The sequence below is a fragment of the Cognatishimia activa genome (genome assembly GCF_017798205.1).
Taxonomy (GTDB): Bacteria; Pseudomonadota; Alphaproteobacteria; order Rhodobacterales; family Rhodobacteraceae; genus Cognatishimia; species Cognatishimia activa_A.
This window is the reverse complement of record NZ_CP060010.1, coordinates 1,813,635-1,830,303: the sequence shown is the minus strand read 5'-3', so window position 1 is coordinate 1,830,303 and position 16,669 is coordinate 1,813,635. Positions and strand designations below refer to the sequence as shown.

General features: G+C 57.9%; 16 protein-coding genes and 1 riboswitch. Of the genes, 8 read left to right on the top strand and 8 right to left on the bottom strand.

The features are described 5' to 3' along the window. Genes thiS through thiD form a run of 3 tightly spaced genes read right to left on the bottom strand, consistent with a single transcriptional unit; the run spans position 1 to position 1,963 of the window. A complete protein-coding gene (thiS, locus tag HZ995_RS08920; protein ID WP_209355326.1) occupies positions 1 to 198 on the bottom strand; it encodes a sulfur carrier protein ThiS in 198 nt (65 codons plus the stop codon). Continuing rightward, positions 195 to 1,169, bottom strand: a complete 975-nt coding sequence (locus HZ995_RS08915) for an FAD-dependent oxidoreductase (protein WP_209355325.1) — start codon at positions 1,167 to 1,169, stop codon at positions 195 to 197. Before HZ995_RS08915 ends, thiS begins: the two co-directional genes overlap by 4 nt. Further along, positions 1,166 to 1,963, bottom strand: coding sequence for a bifunctional hydroxymethylpyrimidine kinase/phosphomethylpyrimidine kinase (gene thiD, locus HZ995_RS08910; protein WP_209355324.1), 798 nt, complete (start codon positions 1,961 to 1,963; stop codon positions 1,166 to 1,168). The genes HZ995_RS08915 and thiD overlap by 4 nt, the downstream gene beginning before the upstream one ends. A 65-nt stretch (positions 1,964 to 2,028) precedes the next feature. Continuing rightward, a riboswitch (TPP riboswitch) is annotated at positions 2,029 to 2,133 on the bottom strand. Positions 2,134 to 2,245: 112 nt separating this feature from the next. On the opposite strand from thiD, the gene HZ995_RS08905 reads away from it, so the two are divergent. Beyond that, entirely contained in the window at positions 2,246 to 2,932 is a 687-nt protein-coding gene (locus HZ995_RS08905; protein ID WP_209355323.1) for a DUF1045 domain-containing protein, read from the top strand. 113 nt (positions 2,933 to 3,045) lie between these two features. After that, entirely contained in the window at positions 3,046 to 4,230 is a 1,185-nt protein-coding gene (locus HZ995_RS08900; protein ID WP_209355322.1) for an alpha-D-ribose 1-methylphosphonate 5-triphosphate diphosphatase, read from the top strand. A gap of 1 nt (position 4,231) precedes the next feature. Here HZ995_RS08900 and HZ995_RS08895 read toward each other — a convergent pair whose 3' ends face one another. Together HZ995_RS08895 and HZ995_RS08890 are read right to left on the bottom strand one after the other, a co-directional pair. Beyond that, positions 4,232 to 5,329: a THUMP domain-containing class I SAM-dependent RNA methyltransferase gene (locus HZ995_RS08895; protein ID WP_209355321.1), complete on the bottom strand. Its 1,098-nt coding sequence runs from the start codon at positions 5,327 to 5,329 to the stop codon at positions 4,232 to 4,234. 98 nt (positions 5,330 to 5,427) lie between these two features. Further along, the gene (locus HZ995_RS08890; RefSeq protein WP_209355320.1) at positions 5,428 to 6,384 is read right to left on the bottom strand and encodes a GlxA family transcriptional regulator; all 957 of its coding nucleotides are present in this window, start codon (positions 6,382 to 6,384) and stop codon (positions 5,428 to 5,430) included. 80 nt (positions 6,385 to 6,464) lie between these two features. Between HZ995_RS08890 and HZ995_RS08885 the strand changes: the two genes are divergently transcribed. The 4 genes from HZ995_RS08885 to HZ995_RS08870 are packed head-to-tail and all read left to right on the top strand — an operon-like array spanning position 6,465 to position 10,940. Next, on the top strand, positions 6,465 to 7,175 hold the full coding sequence (locus tag HZ995_RS08885; RefSeq protein WP_209355319.1) for a GntR family transcriptional regulator: 711 nt from the start codon (positions 6,465 to 6,467) through the stop codon (positions 7,173 to 7,175). A gap of 7 nt (positions 7,176 to 7,182) precedes the next feature. Continuing rightward, entirely contained in the window at positions 7,183 to 8,100 is a 918-nt protein-coding gene (locus HZ995_RS08880) for a dihydrodipicolinate synthase family protein (protein ID WP_209355318.1), read from the top strand. A 3-nt stretch (positions 8,101 to 8,103) separates the two neighbouring features. Next, positions 8,104 to 9,603, top strand: a complete 1,500-nt coding sequence (locus HZ995_RS08875; RefSeq protein WP_209355317.1) for an aldehyde dehydrogenase — start codon at positions 8,104 to 8,106, stop codon at positions 9,601 to 9,603. Continuing rightward, entirely contained in the window at positions 9,600 to 10,940 is a 1,341-nt protein-coding gene (locus HZ995_RS08870; protein WP_209358221.1) for an NAD(P)/FAD-dependent oxidoreductase, read from the top strand. The genes HZ995_RS08875 and HZ995_RS08870 overlap by 4 nt, the downstream gene beginning before the upstream one ends. A gap of 81 nt (positions 10,941 to 11,021) precedes the next feature. Here HZ995_RS08870 and HZ995_RS08865 read toward each other — a convergent pair whose 3' ends face one another. The 3 genes from HZ995_RS08865 to HZ995_RS08855 all read right to left on the bottom strand — a co-directional run bounded on the left by HZ995_RS08865 (position 11,022) and on the right by HZ995_RS08855 (position 14,522). Further along, complete coding sequence (locus HZ995_RS08865; RefSeq protein ID WP_209355316.1) at positions 11,022 to 12,572, bottom strand: trimethylamine methyltransferase family protein; 1,551 nt, start codon at positions 12,570 to 12,572, stop codon at positions 11,022 to 11,024. 127 nt (positions 12,573 to 12,699) lie between these two features. Beyond that, complete coding sequence (locus tag HZ995_RS08860) at positions 12,700 to 13,806, bottom strand: Gfo/Idh/MocA family protein (RefSeq protein WP_209355315.1); 1,107 nt, start codon at positions 13,804 to 13,806, stop codon at positions 12,700 to 12,702. A gap of 8 nt (positions 13,807 to 13,814) precedes the next feature. Then, entirely contained in the window at positions 13,815 to 14,522 is a 708-nt protein-coding gene (locus HZ995_RS08855) for a GntR family transcriptional regulator (RefSeq protein ID WP_209355314.1), read from the bottom strand. A 102-nt stretch (positions 14,523 to 14,624) separates the two neighbouring features. On the opposite strand from HZ995_RS08855, the gene HZ995_RS08850 reads away from it, so the two are divergent. Together HZ995_RS08850 and HZ995_RS08845 are read left to right on the top strand one after the other, a co-directional pair. Then, complete coding sequence (locus HZ995_RS08850) at positions 14,625 to 15,779, top strand: LLM class flavin-dependent oxidoreductase (protein ID WP_209355313.1); 1,155 nt, start codon at positions 14,625 to 14,627, stop codon at positions 15,777 to 15,779. After that, positions 15,779 to 16,669, top strand: a complete 891-nt coding sequence (locus tag HZ995_RS08845) for an aldo/keto reductase (protein ID WP_209355312.1) — start codon at positions 15,779 to 15,781, stop codon at positions 16,667 to 16,669. Before HZ995_RS08850 ends, HZ995_RS08845 begins: the two co-directional genes overlap by 1 nt.

Genomic DNA, 16,669 nt, shown 5'->3' with positions numbered 1-16,669 from the left:
TCAGCCCCCCTGCCGTGGCGCGACGATCTCGATCCGGTCGCCGTCGTTCAATGCATGTCCGGCCCGCAATCCGGCTGGCACGAAATCCTCATTCACAGCCGTCGCGACCTTGGCTTCTCCATAGCCCAGCACATCAAGAGCCTCAGCCAGCGTCTCCGCCACAACCTTTTGCGCCTCACCATTCACAAAGAGCTTCATGCCACATCCTTCCAAAGTTCCGGCTGCTTGCCGTTCATCACCAATTCCGCCGTCATCTGCGCCATCGCAGGTGCTAAGAGATACCCATGCCGAAAGAGCCCATTCACGTAAGTAATCCCACCCTTCGAGGTGATCTGTGGTAGGTTGTCCGGGAAGGCTGGGCGTGCATCAACGCCGATCTCAAGCAATTCTGCCTCGCCAAAGGCGGGATGGAGAGCATAAGCGGTGTTCAAGAGTTCCATCACAGAGCGCACCGTCGCGCGGCTGCGCTCGCCGCTTTCGATCTGCGTCGCGCCCAGCATAAAGATGCCGTCTCCGCGCGGAACGATATAGAGCGGGAAGCGTGGATGCAGCAGCCGGATGGGACGGCTCAATGTCACGTCAGGCGCGCGTAGAACCACCATCTCTCCCTTGACGCCACGCAGATCGGTAAGACTGTCGCGCGCGGCTAGGCCTCGGCAATCGATGACCTGACCTTCGGGGTCTGCGGTGGTAATTTCTATACCACGCTGCGCAAGCTCAGACACCAAATGCGCCAAGGCCTGACGCGGGTTCAAGTGCGCCTCTGCCTCCATGTAAAGCGCGCGGGAAAATCGCTCGCCAAGATGCGGCTCAAGCGCGGACAAGGCGGCTTTGTCGATCATCTCGTGATTTTCCGTGCGGCGTGCGAAGCGATCCAGCTCTTTTCGGTCGCGACCCAGTGCCAAAACCAGCGAACCGTTGTAGGTCACATCCACGCCTTGAGCGGCCCACCACGCGGCGGCTCCGCGTCCCAAACGCACCACAGGCTCCTCGGCCACCTCGCCTTCGCAATCAGGCGCGAGCATGCCACCCGCCCACCAACTGCAACCGTGTTCACCGGGAGCGCCATTCGGGTCCAACACGCGCACCGTTGCCCCGCGCCGGGCAAGCTCGGTTGCAACGCAAAGCCCGGCCACCCCGGCGCCTTTTATGGTGAAATCAACACTCACGACCAAAGCGCATGGAAATGGTGGACAGGACCATGGCCCTTGCCGATGTCAATATCATCCGCCGCGAGGATCGCCTGATGGAGCCAGTTATGGGCTGTGCCGACCGCATCTGTCAGCGCCGCCCCTTTGGCCAGCTCTGCCGCAATCGCAGAGGACATAGAGCAGCCCGTACCATGTGTGTTGCGCGTATCTATGCGTGGGGCTTCAAAGGAAACCGCATAATCCGCCGTGATCAGCCAGTCGCGACAGATCTCGCCCTCGGCATGACCGCCTTTCATCACGACAGCCTGCGCGCCCAGATCCAGAATACGCCGCCCCTGCGCCTGGGTTCCCTCATCCGTGCTGGGCCCGTCTTCACTCACGATCCGCGCCGCTTCGGGCAGGTTTGGCGTCACGACCGTTGCGCGCGGAACCAGAACCGACACCAAAGCGTCCACCGCATCATCCGGCAACAAAGCCACGCCCGATTTCGAGAGCATCACCGGATCCAGAACCACTGGCCCGTCAAAACCCTCAATCGACCGTGCCACGGTCTCAATCAGCGCCGGAGACCCAAGCATCCCGATCTTGATCGCATGGATGTCGATGTCATCGAGAACCGCCGCAATCTGAGCTGCAATCGCCTCGTTAGGCAGGACTTCGACCGCTGTCACATCCACCGTGTTCTGCGCTGTGATCGCTGTAATCGCCGAGGTCCCAAACACGCCCAAGGCGGAAAAAGTCTTAAGGTCAGCCTGAATGCCAGCCCCGCCACCGCTGTCAGATCCCGCAATCGTCATCGCCGCACGTACCATGCGCGTCCTCCAAATATCTTGGGGTCTTGTCGGCGGTTTGGGGAAACGGGTGCGGGTTTGGCCGCGATCATCAAGTCTCCGTTTCCTACGCCGGTGCTGACCCCGGATCAGGTTCGATGGGTTGGTCTCTGACCTCTCAGCCTTACGCGAAGGCACCCCAACGGATGCGAAGGGCCTATCAAGTGGCGCGTCGCTTTGCAAGTCGCGCCTTTGAGGATATGTCATCGCTTTGTCACGCAAACCTGCGACAGCGGGCGTCACAAAACCTACGAGGCCCTCACGATGTTCAAACGCTACGCCATCTATTTCACAGCCGAGCCAGGCCCCTTGGCAGACTTTGGTGCGGCCTGGCTAGGTTGGGATCTTGAGGCCGGCAAGGCAGTGCCACACCCCGACTTGGCCGATCTGCCCATACCCATTTCGCAGATCACCGCGACACCCCGGAAATATGGGTTCCATGCGACGATGAAGCCTCCGTTTCGCTTGGCGGAAGGCTATGATTTTGAGACACTTAGAGATCAGACCGCCCAGATTTGCGCCGGATTAGATAGCGTCACTCTAGAAGCGCTGTCCCTGCAACGGATCGGACGATTTTTGGCTCTCACGCCGGTTGGGGATGAAACCAAACTGAACGCATTGGCCGCGTCTGTTGTTGAGGCTTTTGATGCGTTTCGTGCCCCTGCCCCAGAGGCCGAGATCGCCCGCCGCCGCGCTGCGGGTCTTACACCAAGTCAGGAAGACAACCTCATGCGCTGGGGATACCCATATGTCCTGCAAGACTTTCACTTTCACATGACACTCAGCGGAAAACTGGCAAAATCCGAGCTGCCTACAATCGAAACCCAGTTGTCCGAAGCGATTCAGCCCCATCTCCCCAGCCCCTTTGAGATTCGCAGCCTAACACTTGCTGGCGAGGCCAAGGACGGTCAGTTTCATGCGATTGAGCGGTTTGCCCTGGGAAGTAGTTGAGGAAATCCCAACAACTTTTGTGGCTCTGGTTTCACCTATAAAAACAAGGGCTTTTGTCATGATGAGTTCATAAAACAAGTGTAGCTCAACACCAAACAGTGGCGAGCAGTTTAATGATTTCTCATCTTTCCCCTTTGCGCCTGACAGGCGCGACTGTCCTGCGCGACGGATCTTTGCAACAGCGTTCGCTAGCGATTGCAAATGGGCTGATCTCTAAAGGCCCATTCCCGGCCGTCGATCTGACCGGCTATCTGATTTTGCCCGGCATTATTGATCTGCACGGCGATGCATTTGAACGCCATATGGCCCCACGCCCCTCGGCCCTTTTTCCGATGGAAACCGGGCTGCGCGCCACGGACCGGGATGCCGCGGCCAATGGCGTCACAACCGCATGGATGGCCCAGAGCTGGAGCTGGGAGGGCGGTCATCGCGGCCCCGATTTCGCTGAAAGCTTTCTTGCATCCGTCGCGGCCTATCGCCATCGCATGTTAACCGATCTGCGCGTGCAAATTCGCTGTGAAACCCATACAGTGGGCACGCGCGAGCGTCTGCTCACCGCGATCAAAAAATTCGGCGTCGACTATGTGATCTTTAACAATCACCTCGATGAGGCGATTGAAATGAGCCACGCCCGCCCTGAAGACATCGCCCATTGGGCCAAAAAGAATGGCCGCACCTCTGAAGAACATATGGCAATGGTTTGGGCCGCCCGCGATCAGGACAAGGAGGTTCCGCGTCATCTGTGCAAACTGGCTGAGGCCTTTGACCAGATGGGCGTTACCTATGGCAGTCACGATGATCCAGATGGCACCACGCGCGAGACCTATTCTTTGATCGGCGCAAAAGTCTGTGAATTTCCGACCTCGCGCACCCCAGCGGCTTTGGCAAAGGCTGTGAATGACCCAGTGCTAATGGGCGCACCCAATATTGTTCGGGGCGGAAGCCAATCAGGCAATATTGCAGCCATAGATTTGGTAAAGGCTGGACTTTGCGACGTGCTGGTCTCTGACTATTACTATCCGGCCTTGGCGCAGGCAGCATTCAAGTTGGCCGAGGACGGCGTCATGTCTTTGGAAAAAGCTTGGGCTATGATCTCGACCAATGCAGCGGAAGTGCTGCGCCTCAGTGACCGCGGGGTCATAGACTATGGGAAACGCGCCGACCTTGTGGTGGTGAATGCGGACACCAAGGCGATTGAGGCGACGATTTCAGGTGGACGGATCACGCATATGATGGGCGAAGCGGCCCGCCGCTTTACGCAGCTGCTTAGCTACGAAGTGCCCGTCGCGGCGGAATAACCTAAAGCTGAGACTGAAACAGCCGCACCTTTAGGCCTCCGTGCGGCAGCGGCGCGCCGTTTGTCAGACGCGGCAGGCCAGTGGCGCGTGCAAGGCTTGTATCAGAGGTCACAACCCCAACACGCCACCCCTGAAATTGCTCCTTCAAGACCTGCCCCATGGATCCATAAAGACCATAGAGAAGTTTCTTATTGCCGATACGCGCGCCATACGGCGGGTTGATCATCACAAGTCCTGGCTCTGTGTCCGGCCGTTTTAGATCGCTGATCGCGGCGTGCTGAAAAGACGTTACAGATTGAACACCCGCGCGTTGGGCATTGGCCTGCGCCATCTGGATCGCGCCTGCATTGCGGTCAGATCCAAAGAACCGCAACGCGGTTGGAGTTGGAGATGACGCACGCATAGCCGCCAAGGTCTCTGCCTCAAAACTTGCGAGCTGTTCAAACGCAAAACTTCGCGCCCGCCCAGGGGCAAGCCCCATAGCCCATTCCGCAGCTTCAATCGGGAAAGTGCCAGACCCGCACATGGGATCGAGCAATGGTTCCTGTCCATCATACCCGCAAGAGCGCATAAAAAGCGCAGCAAGCGTTTCTCGCATCGGGGCTTTTCCAACTGCTTCCTTGTGGCCGCGTTTATGCAAACTTTCACCAGAGGTATCGAGGCTGATGGTGACAAGGTCATCCTCAATTCGGACTTTGATGCCAATCGCGTCGTCTCCGCCAATTGGGGCGCCAATCGTTTCAGAGATCGCGCGTTCGAAGCGTTGTTTGGCGGCCCCCGCATGATAGATTTTGGAGCGGCGGCTTGTTGCTTCGACCTTTACCTGTACGTCGGAACGCAACACCGAAGCCCAGTCAAATTTCCGGGCACGCTTATCAAGCTGTGCGAGGTGGAAGGCGCGAAAAGACCCCAGCCGCGCTAAAATGCGGGTCGCGCCGCGCAGCCACATATTGGCGCGCCACACGTCCTGCCAGTCGCCTGCAAATTCTACGCCACCGGGTATGGCTTGCGCCTCGGGCCAGCCCAGTGCGGTCACCTCAGCCAGCAGGACATCCTCAAGCCCGGGAGGGCAAACAGCGAAAAGGGTCATTTTACTCATAGGCTGTGCCTAAGCCTTCGCCCCCTGGAAAGCTAGAGGCCACGATTTCTTTAGAAGAAATCGGAGTCGGAAACTTTCAAAGTTTCCGCCCACGGAACCTAAGTGAGTTTTGATTTTTGCAACGAGGGCGCATGCCCAAAAGCGGTGCGATACGCCCGCGAAAAATGTCCCGAGTTCTCAAAGCCGCAGGCCAACGCCACATCCGTTATGGATTGATCGGTCTGCACCAAAAGATTGCGCGCTTTGTCCAAACGCAGCTCCATGTAGTATTTCTTCGGAGACGTGTTCAGGAACTTGCCAAACAGACGCTCAAGTTGCCGTGTCGAAATACCCAGATCTTCGGCGATGACGGTCGGGGACACTGGCGTCTCCAACCCCTCTTTCATAATCGTGATCGCCTTCACCAGGTGGGCATTTCGGATGCCATTGCGCGACTGCAGCGACACTTTCTGCTCGGCGGTCGCCGCGCGCACAGCGTTGTAAACCATCTGGTCCGCCACGGCGAGCGCCAGCTCTTCTCCGTGCTCCGCCTCAATCAGATGCAAAATCAGATCCGCCGCCGCGGTTCCCCCAGAAGCCGTCAAAAACGGTGCATCCGCCACAAAGACGTTGCGCACCAGATTCACGTCCGGAAAGGCTTCGCTGAAACTGTCGTGATACTCCCAGTGGATCGAGGCCTCTTTGCCGTCCAAAAAGCCCGCCTCTGCGAGGATCCACGCCCCTGAGCACAAAGCCCCCAAAGGCGTGCCCATGGCTCTGTGACGACGCAGGACCGCCAGCAGGCTTGAGGTGACATGGTTTTTCATGTGGATACCAGACAGCACAAACAGCCGTGCACTGCTCTGAATGTCCTCAAGCCCACCATCCACCAGTGAAACAGTGCCATTTGAACAGGTCGCTGTCTCGCCGTTTTCGGAAATCAACTGCCAGTCATAAAGCGTCTTGCCACTGACCAGATTGGCAATGCGCAACGGTTCCACGGCGCAGGAAAACGCGAGATGAGAGAACTCTTCTACAAGGATAAACGTGAAACGTTGAACAGGCGTGTCGGTCATTTCTGGAACGGGGTCGCAATTTTGTATACATATTGTATATTTCGCAAATACAAGATTCGCAACCTAAGACGAAATGCAAGATGCCTGACACAGACAAAAGCCCCAAACGCGCGCTCGCGGATCACATAAGATCCGCGGTCCTCACGACGTCGCTCGCACCGGGTGCGGATTTGGATGAGGCGCAGCTCGCGCAAGAGTTCGGCCTCTCGCGCACCCCACTGCGCGAAGTACTGCGTGAACTGGCAGGCGAAGGGTATTTAACGCTGCAACCCAACCGAGGTGCGCGCGTATCCGACATGTCCTTTGCGACGATGCGCGGCTTCTTTCAGGCCGCCCCCATGGTCTACGGTGCGATCCTGCGTATGGCTGCACTCAATGCCACGCGCGCTCAGATCACCGCGCTGAAAGACGCACAATCCGCGTTCAAACACGCACTCGACGTAGGCCATGCGGCCGATCGTGCGCTGACCAACAATCGCTTCCATGAAATCACCGGAGAGATGGCCGCCAATATCTATCTGCAGCCCTCGTTCAATCGGCTTCTGATCGATCACGCGCGCCTGAGCATCACCTTCTACAATCCCTCCGCCAGCGCCTTAAGCAAAGAGCGTGAACTGGCCAGCCGCCAACATGACGCCATAATCGAAGCCATCGAGGCGCGGGACGCTGACACCGCCGCGCAACTCGCCATCGACCACTGGAACCTTTCGCGCAATCAGATCGAACTCTTCGTTTTTCCGGACGCTCTGGACGTGCCGCTTGGCAGTCTTCCCCCACAAATGCCTGCATGAGGACCCAATGACCCCAATCTTCCGATTTGACGGCATCTATACGCCCGTCGTCACCCCCTACCACGCCGATGGCATGCCCAATTGGGACGCGCTGGCCGAGGTGATTGAGTTTTTGATTTCCCATGGCGTGCACGGCATGATTTCCGGCGGCTCCACGGGCGAGAACTATGCCCAGACCGTGGCTGAACGTGTCGAGCTGGCGCAGTTCACCAAGGACCGCATCAACGGCCGGGTGCCGCTGGTTGTTGGCACAGGCGCGATGCTCACCGCGGATTCCGTGGCCCTTGCCACCGCCGCGCGCGAGATGGGTGCCGACGCGATCCTCTTGGCCTCGCCGCCCTATGCTGTGCCGACCGACCGCGAAAACGCGCTAAACGCCTTGGCGATTGATAAGGCCGCGAACCTGCCAGTGATGCTCTACAACTACCCACACCGCACGGGCACGATGATGGGCGAAGAGTTCCTGGACCGCGTGGTCCGGTCTCGCAACTTCTGCGGCATCAAGGAAAGCTCGGGCGACATCAACCGCGTCCACCTTTTGGCGCGCGACTACCCGCATATCCAACTCGGCTGCGGCATGGACGATCAGGCGCTAGAGTTCTTTGCCTGGGGCGCGCCTTTCTGGGTGTGCGGCGGGTCCAATTTTCTGCCCGAAGAACATGTGGCCCTCTATGAGGCCTGCGTTGTCGAAGGAGACTTTGCCAAGGGGCGCAAAATCATGTCCGCCATGATGCCTCTGATGCGGGTGCTCGAGCAGGGTGGCAAATTCATTCAGACCATCAAACATGGCGTTACCATGAACGGCATCGACGCCGGCGCGATGCGCGCACCTCTGAAGGGTCTGAACAAAGACGACAAACGCGCGCTGGAACAGGTAACACGCGTTCTCAAATCCACAATCGCAGATATTAAGGCGGGGAAATAAGCTATGGCCGACTTGCTCACACATGCAGAATATAAATCCATCGCCGACAATCTGACGCTGCCGAACGCGGGCTTTGTGGATGGCAGCTATCGACCTGCTGCTACGGGTGCGACCTTCACAACGACCAATCCGGCCAACGGCGACACGCTTACCGAAATCGCAGCCTATGGCTCTGAGGACGTGGACTTTGCCGTCACCAAGGCCCGCGAAGCCTTTGACGACGGGCGCTGGTCTAAAATGCCTCCGTCCGAGCGCAAAAACGTTTTGATCCGTCTCTGCAAACTGATGACGCGAAATCAGAACGAACTGGCGGTGATCGAAAGTCTCGATAGCGGCAAAACCATCTATGACTGCGCCACCGTGGACATCCCTGAAAGCATCCACTGCATCAAATGGCACGCCGAGGCGATTGATAAGATCTACGATCAGGTCTCCCCTGCCTCTGATGACCACATCGCGATGGTCGTCCGCGAACCCATCGGGGTCGTTGGATTGGTTCTACCCTGGAACTTCCCGCTTCTGATGCTGGCTTGGAAAATCGGCCCTGCGCTAGCAGCGGGCTGCTCTGTGGTCGTCAAACCTGCCGAGGAAACCAGCCTGTCCGCGCTACGCCTCGCAGAGCTTGCCTCCGAAGCAGGCCTACCCGCGGGCGTTCTCAACATCCTCCCCGGCGGCGGCGCTGAGGTCGGCGAACCTATCGGGCGGCATATGGATATCGACATGGTGTCTTTCACCGGCTCCACAGCCACAGGCAAACGCTTCCTGTCCTATGCCGCCGAAAGCAACGCCAAAGAGGTCGTGCTGGAGATGGGCGGTAAGAACCCGGCTATCGTCATGGATGACGCCGAGAACCTCGACCGCGTGGCACAGCATATCGTCAGTGGTGCCTATTGGAATATGGGCGAGAACTGCTCTGCGATCTCTCGCCTGATCGTCCACAAAGACGTCAAAGCCGAGCTCTGCGAACGCATCACGCATCACGCCCAGCAATGGAACATCGGAGACCCTCTGAACCCGGAAACCCGCATGGGGGCCCTGGTCAGCAAAGCGCATTTTGACAAAGTCTGCAGCTACTTGGGCGAAGGCGAGGTCATTTTCGGAGGCGCATCCCATGATGGCGCATTCGTCGAAGCCACGATGGTCGAGATCTCGGGTAACGATCAACGTCTGGCGCGTGAAGAGATCTTTGGACCGATCCTCTCGGTCATCGAGATCTCGGGTCTGGACGAAGCGATCTCTGTCGCCAACGATACCGACTACGGGCTCTGTGCGTCGATTTTCACTGCGAACGCCAAGCGCGCCATCCGTGGCGCACGGCAGTTGCGGGCGGGTACGGTGACGGTCAACAGCTTTGGGGAAGGAGACATCTCGACCCCCTTCGGTGGCTATAAACAGTCAGGATTTGGCGGGCGCGACAACTCTGTTCACGCCCATGACCAATACACGCAGCTCAAGACCATCTGGATCGACCTGTCTGACGACGAAGACGAAGCTGTCGACTGATGGCGTATCGCGCTAAACGCCTGCCGGTCCACTTAGGCCCGGCGGCGTGGAATACCATCCTTGGCCCACAAACATACGGACCCGTATTGAGCGGATCGCAGACTGCGGATTTCGTCATTGTCGGCGGCGGCTTCGCCGGCCTTTCCGCCGGGCGCCGTCTTAAACAAATTGCACCAGACGCCTCGATCGTCGTGCTCGAAGCTGGGCACATCGCTGAAGGCGCGGCAGGGCGGAACTCTGGCTTTATGATAGACCTGCCGCATGATCTGACATCGGATGACTATGCCGGCAGCGGTGATGACAAAGCGATGATCCGGTTGAACCGCATGGCCATTTCCTTCGCGCGCGAGGCCGTCGTAGACTACCAGATCGACCGCAATTTCTTTGACGAATGCGGCAAGGTAAACGGAGCCGCCAGCGCGCGCGCCAAAGCGCACAACGACAGCTACGCGGCGCATTTGGCGTCTTTGGGCGAAACCTCAGAAGCGCTCGACGCGCAACAGATGAAAGACCTCACCGGCAGCGCGCACTATCAATCGGGTCTCTACACACCGGGCACAGTTGTGCTGCAACCCGCTGGCTATATCCGAGGCCTTGCAGATGGGCTGCGCGGCGATGGTGTTGACATCTATGAGCAGTCCCCCGTGGTCGACATCGCAAAAGACGCCACCGCTTGGGTGGTCAAAACGCGGGGCGGATTGGTTTCGACCGGCAAAGTCATTCTGTCAGTGAACGGTCATCTAGAAAGCTTTGGCCTTGAAAAAGGCCGTCTCATGCAAATCTTTCTCTATGCCTCGATGACGCCGGATCTGGATGACGAAGCCCTCGCGAAACTTGGTGGTCAAAGCCGATGGGGTATCACTCCTTCAGACCCTATGGGTACGACAATGCGCCGGATCGACACGGCGCAAGGAGGCAACCGCATCGTGACGCGCACCTGCGCGATGCTAAAGCCCAACTCCAAACCCTCGCCACGCGACATGGCTCGGGCTGCACGCGTCATGCAGCGCAAATTCGACAGCCGCTTTCCACAACTTGCAGGCCTCCAAATGGAGCACGTTTGGGCCGGGCATCTCTGCCTCTCCATGAATGGAGTCTCGGTCATGCGCGAGGTCGAAAATGGGATCTATTCGGCCTGTGTACAGAATGGTCTAGGCACTGCACGTGGCACGCTGACCGGCATTGGAGCAGCTGAATTGGCTTGTGGCGTCACATCAGACATCACAAAGCACTTCACGTCAGAAGATCGCCCAAGCCGCCTGCCGCCTCAGCCTTTCCGCCAGATCGGCGCCAATGCCGTGTTGCGCTGGCAAGAACATCGCGCGCGCAGTGAATAGCCGTACGCAAAGATGAGTATTTTTTGGGCAAGATGAAACCGATCTTTCTCTTGCCAAAAATATCCCCGCCGAAGGCATAAATCAGTAATCTTGGTTCAGCGCATCCTCTGCCGGGATCTCGCGTTCACGACGGGCGATATAGTCCAGAAGCTCTTCGTTTTTGGCCACATCCAGCGTCGGCTCTTGATACTCGCTCAAGAGTTTTTTCGCATGCCCCAAGGCCCGTTCCGTGATCTCGACCTCGCCTTCGGCCACCCATTGCTCGATTGAGTTGTTGTCAAAGAGCTCTGGCATGAAGAAGGCTTCTTGGAAATTGTCCTGCGTGTGCGGATGCCCAAGATAGTGCCCGCCCGGCCCAACGTCCGGCACAGCTTTCAAAGCGGCATCAAAGTCACCCCATTTCGGGCCTTCGGCCATGCGATAGGCCATGGCGCATTGCTCGGCGTCGACGATGAATTTTGCGACGGAACAGTGCATGCCGGCCTCATTCCAGCCGGCGGAATGCCAGATGTAGTTCGCGCCCGCATGGATCACCGCTTGCAGAGTCGTGGCGCTTTCATAGCCTGCCTGCGCGTCAAAGGTTTTCGCGCCCCCCAAAGTGTTGGAGGTCCGCCAAGGCACATCATAGTAGCGTGCCATCTGACCGATCATGAAATTCATCAAACTGATTTCCGGTGTCCCCGCCATAGGCGCTCCGGACTTCATAGAGACCGTCGACAGGTAGTGCCCATAGATCGCCGGTGCGCCCTTGCGGATGACTTGCGTATAGGCCAGAGCCGACAAAGCCTCAGCGTTTAGCTGCGCCACCGTCGCAGGCACAGAGGCTGGCGTATTGGCACCTCCCAAGACGAAGGGCGAACACAGCACAGGCTGGTTCCGCTTACAAAACGCCCGCATCGCGCCTAGCATGGTTTCATCCCAGACCAGCGGGCTGTTGCCGTTGCAATTGCCCGTCGTCACCGGATGGCTGTCGATAAACTCCTCACCAAAGAGGATCGCGCACATGTCCATGACGTCTTCGGCGTTCTTGGGGCTGGTGGTCATGCCCATGAACATCTTGTCGGAATGCTTCATCGAGGAATATGTGATCCGCAAATGCCGATGACTGATCGGGTGATCATAGGGCTCGACAATATGGTGGGCCGAGGAATGCAGCGCTGGCAGCATGTGGCTGAGTTTATGAAACATCGCCAAGTCATCCAGCGTCGGGTTGCGGCGCACATCGCCGAGGTCTCGCAGGAAGGGCGCGCCTGTCATCGGCACAAAGACCGAGGCATTACCGCCCAAGGCAACATTCTTTTGCGGATCGCGCGCGTGATAGGTGAATTCCGACGGGATCGAGGCAATCAACTCGCGTACGAGGCCGCGATCCAGATAGACCAGTTCTCCTTCGACCTTGGCGCCAATACGTTTCCAATCTGCCAAGGCGATTTCGTCGCGAAACTGCACACCAACGTTCTCAAGGATATCCATCGAGGCCGCGTCAATCGCTTCGACCTGCGCGCCATCCATCACTTCGCAAAGGGGAATCTTGCGGGTCAAACCCGGCAGCATGTCGAAATTTACGGCTGTGCGCAGCGCCCGGCGGGCGGCACGTCCACCGCCACGGCCTCGTTGAAGTGGTGCGTTCATATGGCTCTCCTTTTAACAGAGATCATGCGAACGAACGATTGATTAAGCCTGTAGATTCCCGAAATCTGATTGCAGAAAGCGACACTTCATAAAAGAAAAGAGGCCCCGCGGGGCCTCTGAACTTTGTTTAGAGCATCTCGCTCATTTTCACGACCCGTTGCTCGGCAATCGAGAGCTGGGCCGCCATGCCCATCAGCACGGCCATCTTGCCGTCGTTGAAGCTGACCTCGGGTTCGGAACGCTCGCCGCGCACCACTTCGAGGAATTTTTGGTGCTGATAGAAAGTCGAGCCATTGTGATCGCCCGCCTCAAGGATGTCAGGATCAACCGGAATATCCCGCACTTCAGGCCCCTTGGGGTTACGCGGGCTGATCACAAGTTTCGGCACAGGGGCATCGCCCAGATGCGCAGGCCAGAACCGACCCGGCCCCGGCACCTGCGCCTCGACCTTGCCTTTGGGGCCAATAGCAAAGACTTCTTCCTGATACTCTGCCCCTTCAGCAAACATGCAGAGCTCCAGCATCGCGCGCGCGCCATTATCGAAATCAACGATGACATAGCCGTTGTCCTGAATATCGCTGGCCGCACCGTCATAGGTTTCCGTCAGATGGTTCACATCTTGGGCGCCCGAGGCCATCACGCGCACGGGCTCAGCCCCGATGGTCAAACGCATCAAATCAAAGAAGTGACAGCATTTCTCAACAAAGGTGCCGCCGGACTTGGCGTTGAAGCGGTTCCAGTTGCCGACCTTTGGCAAAAACGGGAAGCGATGCTCGCGAATGGTCAGCATTTTGATCCCGCCAGTCGCCTCATCGGCCGCCTCCAGAAAGGCAGCAATCGGCGGCATATAGCGGTACTCCATCGCAACCCAGACCGGTGCGGGGTAGTTCGCAATAAACGCATCCATCCGCGCGACATCCGCCGGATCCGTGAAGAGCGGTTTTTCCACAAGAACCGGCAAAGCGCGTTTTTCGGCCATTAGCTCCAGCTGTTCCACATGGCGAAAATTCGGGCTGGCGATCAGCACGCAATCTAAATTCTCAAAGGCCAGCAGATCTTCGATGCTGTCGGCGAAAGCCACATCGGGTTCAACATGTTGCGCCGCCTGGCGCATCCCCGCGTCGGGCTCAAAAATCACAGAGACTTTGGCATCCGGCAACAGCGCAATATTGCGCATATGTTCGTTGCCCATCATGCCGCAGCCGATGATTCCGTAATGTGTCGTTCTAGACATTCTTGCTCCTAAGTCAGACGCTGCACGTAAAGTGCTTTGTCTGGGTCATACCAAGTGCGGGAGAACTCAACGGGGGCGTCATCCTTGGCCCAGCTCAACCGCTCTACATATCCTGTAATGTCACCGTGGGTTTTCCCGAAGGCTTCGGGTGCCCAATCAGGGACGGTTCCGATCGCCACTCGATCCTCGGCGCGGCTGATCCAGACATCCAGCGCCAAGCGATAGTAGCGGTACATCGAATCCTGCACCTGTTTGGGATCCACGTGACCGGCGGATCCATCAAGCCAAATCTCTTCGACCGCAACTGGAATCTTATCCATGAACCGCAACCGGCGGAATCGCGTGCCCCAGCCCTTGCGACCGAAATCCGGCAAGTCTGAAGGTTTTCTGAGTTCATCTACCGAAAGGAACTGCGCCGTCGGCAGCCCGCCGCCCTCGTGCAGCTCCAGACGCAGCATCGAATAGATGCTGAGGACCTGATCCCTGCTGCGCACATAGTTTCCAGACCCTTGGATCCGCTCCAAGAGGCCTTTTTTCTCGAGCTCTGACAGGGCTTTGCGCAGCGTGCGGACGGTTGTGTTGAACCGAACGGCAAGCGCGCGTTCAGGCGGCAGACGCGCGCCATCCTCTAGTCGGCCAGAGCCGATCTCGCGGATCAGAGTCTCGCTGATCTGCAAGTAAAGAGGGATCGCTGTTGCTTCGCCGATGGACGTCATGTGACCGCGCTACCGCTAACAAAAAAAATTGATACACCATTGATCTACATCAAAGCGCTGGTTATGCAAGATGAAAATGCCTGCTCGCCTTCGGAGGAATCAATGACCGTCGTCCCCATCACGTCGCCAGACCTAGACGCCGCAGAAGTGTCATGGTTTTCAGCACTTTGCTCGGACGATTATCAGTTTCTGGGCGTTCCGAATGGCGACCTGCGGTCGTCCTGGAAACATTGCTCTGACATCGTGAAGACCGCTGAAGCACAGGGCTTTCGCAACATCCTATGCCCCTCTTCCTATCAAGTTGGCCAGGACACTCTGAGCTTTGTGGCAGGCTGCGCGCCCATCACGGACAAGATCAACCTGCTCGCCGCTGTGCGTTGTGGCGAAATGCAACCGATCATGCTGGCGCGCACCATTGCGACGCTCGATCACATGCTTGAGGGGCGTCTGACCGTTAACATCATCAGCTCGGATTTCCCCGGTGAAGTGGCCGAAAGCGGCTTCCGCTATCAGCGCTCTCGTGAAGTGGTCGAGATCCTGAAACAGGCCTGGACGCAGGACGAGATCAATTACAAAGGCGAAGTCTATAACTTCGAAGGCCTGACCACCGATCCGGCCAAGCCATATCAGACCGGCGGTCCTCTGCTGTACTTTGGCGGCTACTCCCCTGCGGCGCTCGACCTCTGCGGTCAGCATTGCGACGTCTATCTGATGTGGCCCGAGCCCAAAGAAAACCTCGCCCAGCGCATGAAAGATGTGAACGCTGTGGCCGAAAAGTACAACCGCACGCTGGACTACGGCTTGCGCGTCCACATGATCGTGCGCGACACCGAGGCCGAGGCGCGGGAATACGCAGAATACATCGTATCCAAGCTGGATGACGAATACGGCAAACTGATCCGTGACCGTGCGCATGACAGCATTTCGCTGGGCGTGGCACACCAAGCCAAGGCGCGCGAGCTGGCAGATAAATTCGGCTATGTGGAACCAAACCTCTGGACTGGCGTCGGTCGCGCGCGTTCGGGCTGTGGAGCGGCCCTCGTCGGCAGCGCAGATCAAGTCCTAAGCCAGATCGAAGAATACCAAAAGATGGGCATCCGCGCCTTTATCTTCTCGGGCTATCCACACATTGACGAAGCCGAATATTTCGGCAAACTCGTCATGCCACACTTGAAAACCTGTTCGATGCCAGAGGCTTATGGCCGCGTTCCGGCATCCACACCTGCAACGCCACTGGGCGTAGGAGAGCGCAAATAATGGATCGCGTATCCCTCACTTCTGATCTCAGCTTCAGCCGACTGGTCTATGGCATGTGGCGCATTGGCGATGTCGAAGACACCTCGCCAGCCCATGTCGAGGCAAAAATTCAGGCATGTCTGGACCAAGGTATCACCACCTTTGATCAGGCCGATATCTATGGCGACTATGGCGCCGAAGAGATCCTGGGCGGTGCCCTGCGCGCCAACCCTGCGCTGCGCGACCGGATGGAGATCGTCACCAAATGCGACATCATCGCGCCGATTGGCCGTTGGTCCCATGCGCCGGTCAAATATTACGATACATCTCGTGCCCATATCGAAGCCTCTGTCGACCAGTCGCTCAAGGGTATGGGCATTGATCACATCGACCTGCTGCTGATCCACCGCCCGGATCCGCTGATGGATCACGAGGAGACCGGCGCGGCGCTGGATGATCTGGTAAAATCAGGCAAAGTGCGCAGCGTCGGCGTATCGAACTTCCGCCCGTGGGACTGGGATCTGCTGCAATCGGCGATGAGCAATAAGCTTGTCACCAACCAACTGGAAATCTCTCTGTCAGAAATCTCACCTTTCACCAATGGCGACATCGCGTTCCACCAAAAGAATGGCCAGCCTATGATGGCATGGTCCCCTCTGGGCGGCGGCGGGCTGATGACGCAGGACAGCGATCTGGCGAAACGCATGGACGCGATTGCCGCCGAGGTCGGCGTGGATCGGGCGGCCGTTGCCGTGGCCTTCCTCTTGCGCCACCCTGCGAACATTCTGCCGGTGCTGGGTACGAACAATCTCGATCGCATCAAGACCATTTCTGATGCGATGAAAGTATCTTTGAGCCGCGAAGCATGGTTCACTCTCTATGAGGCCGCACTCGGCAAGGAGGTTCCGTGA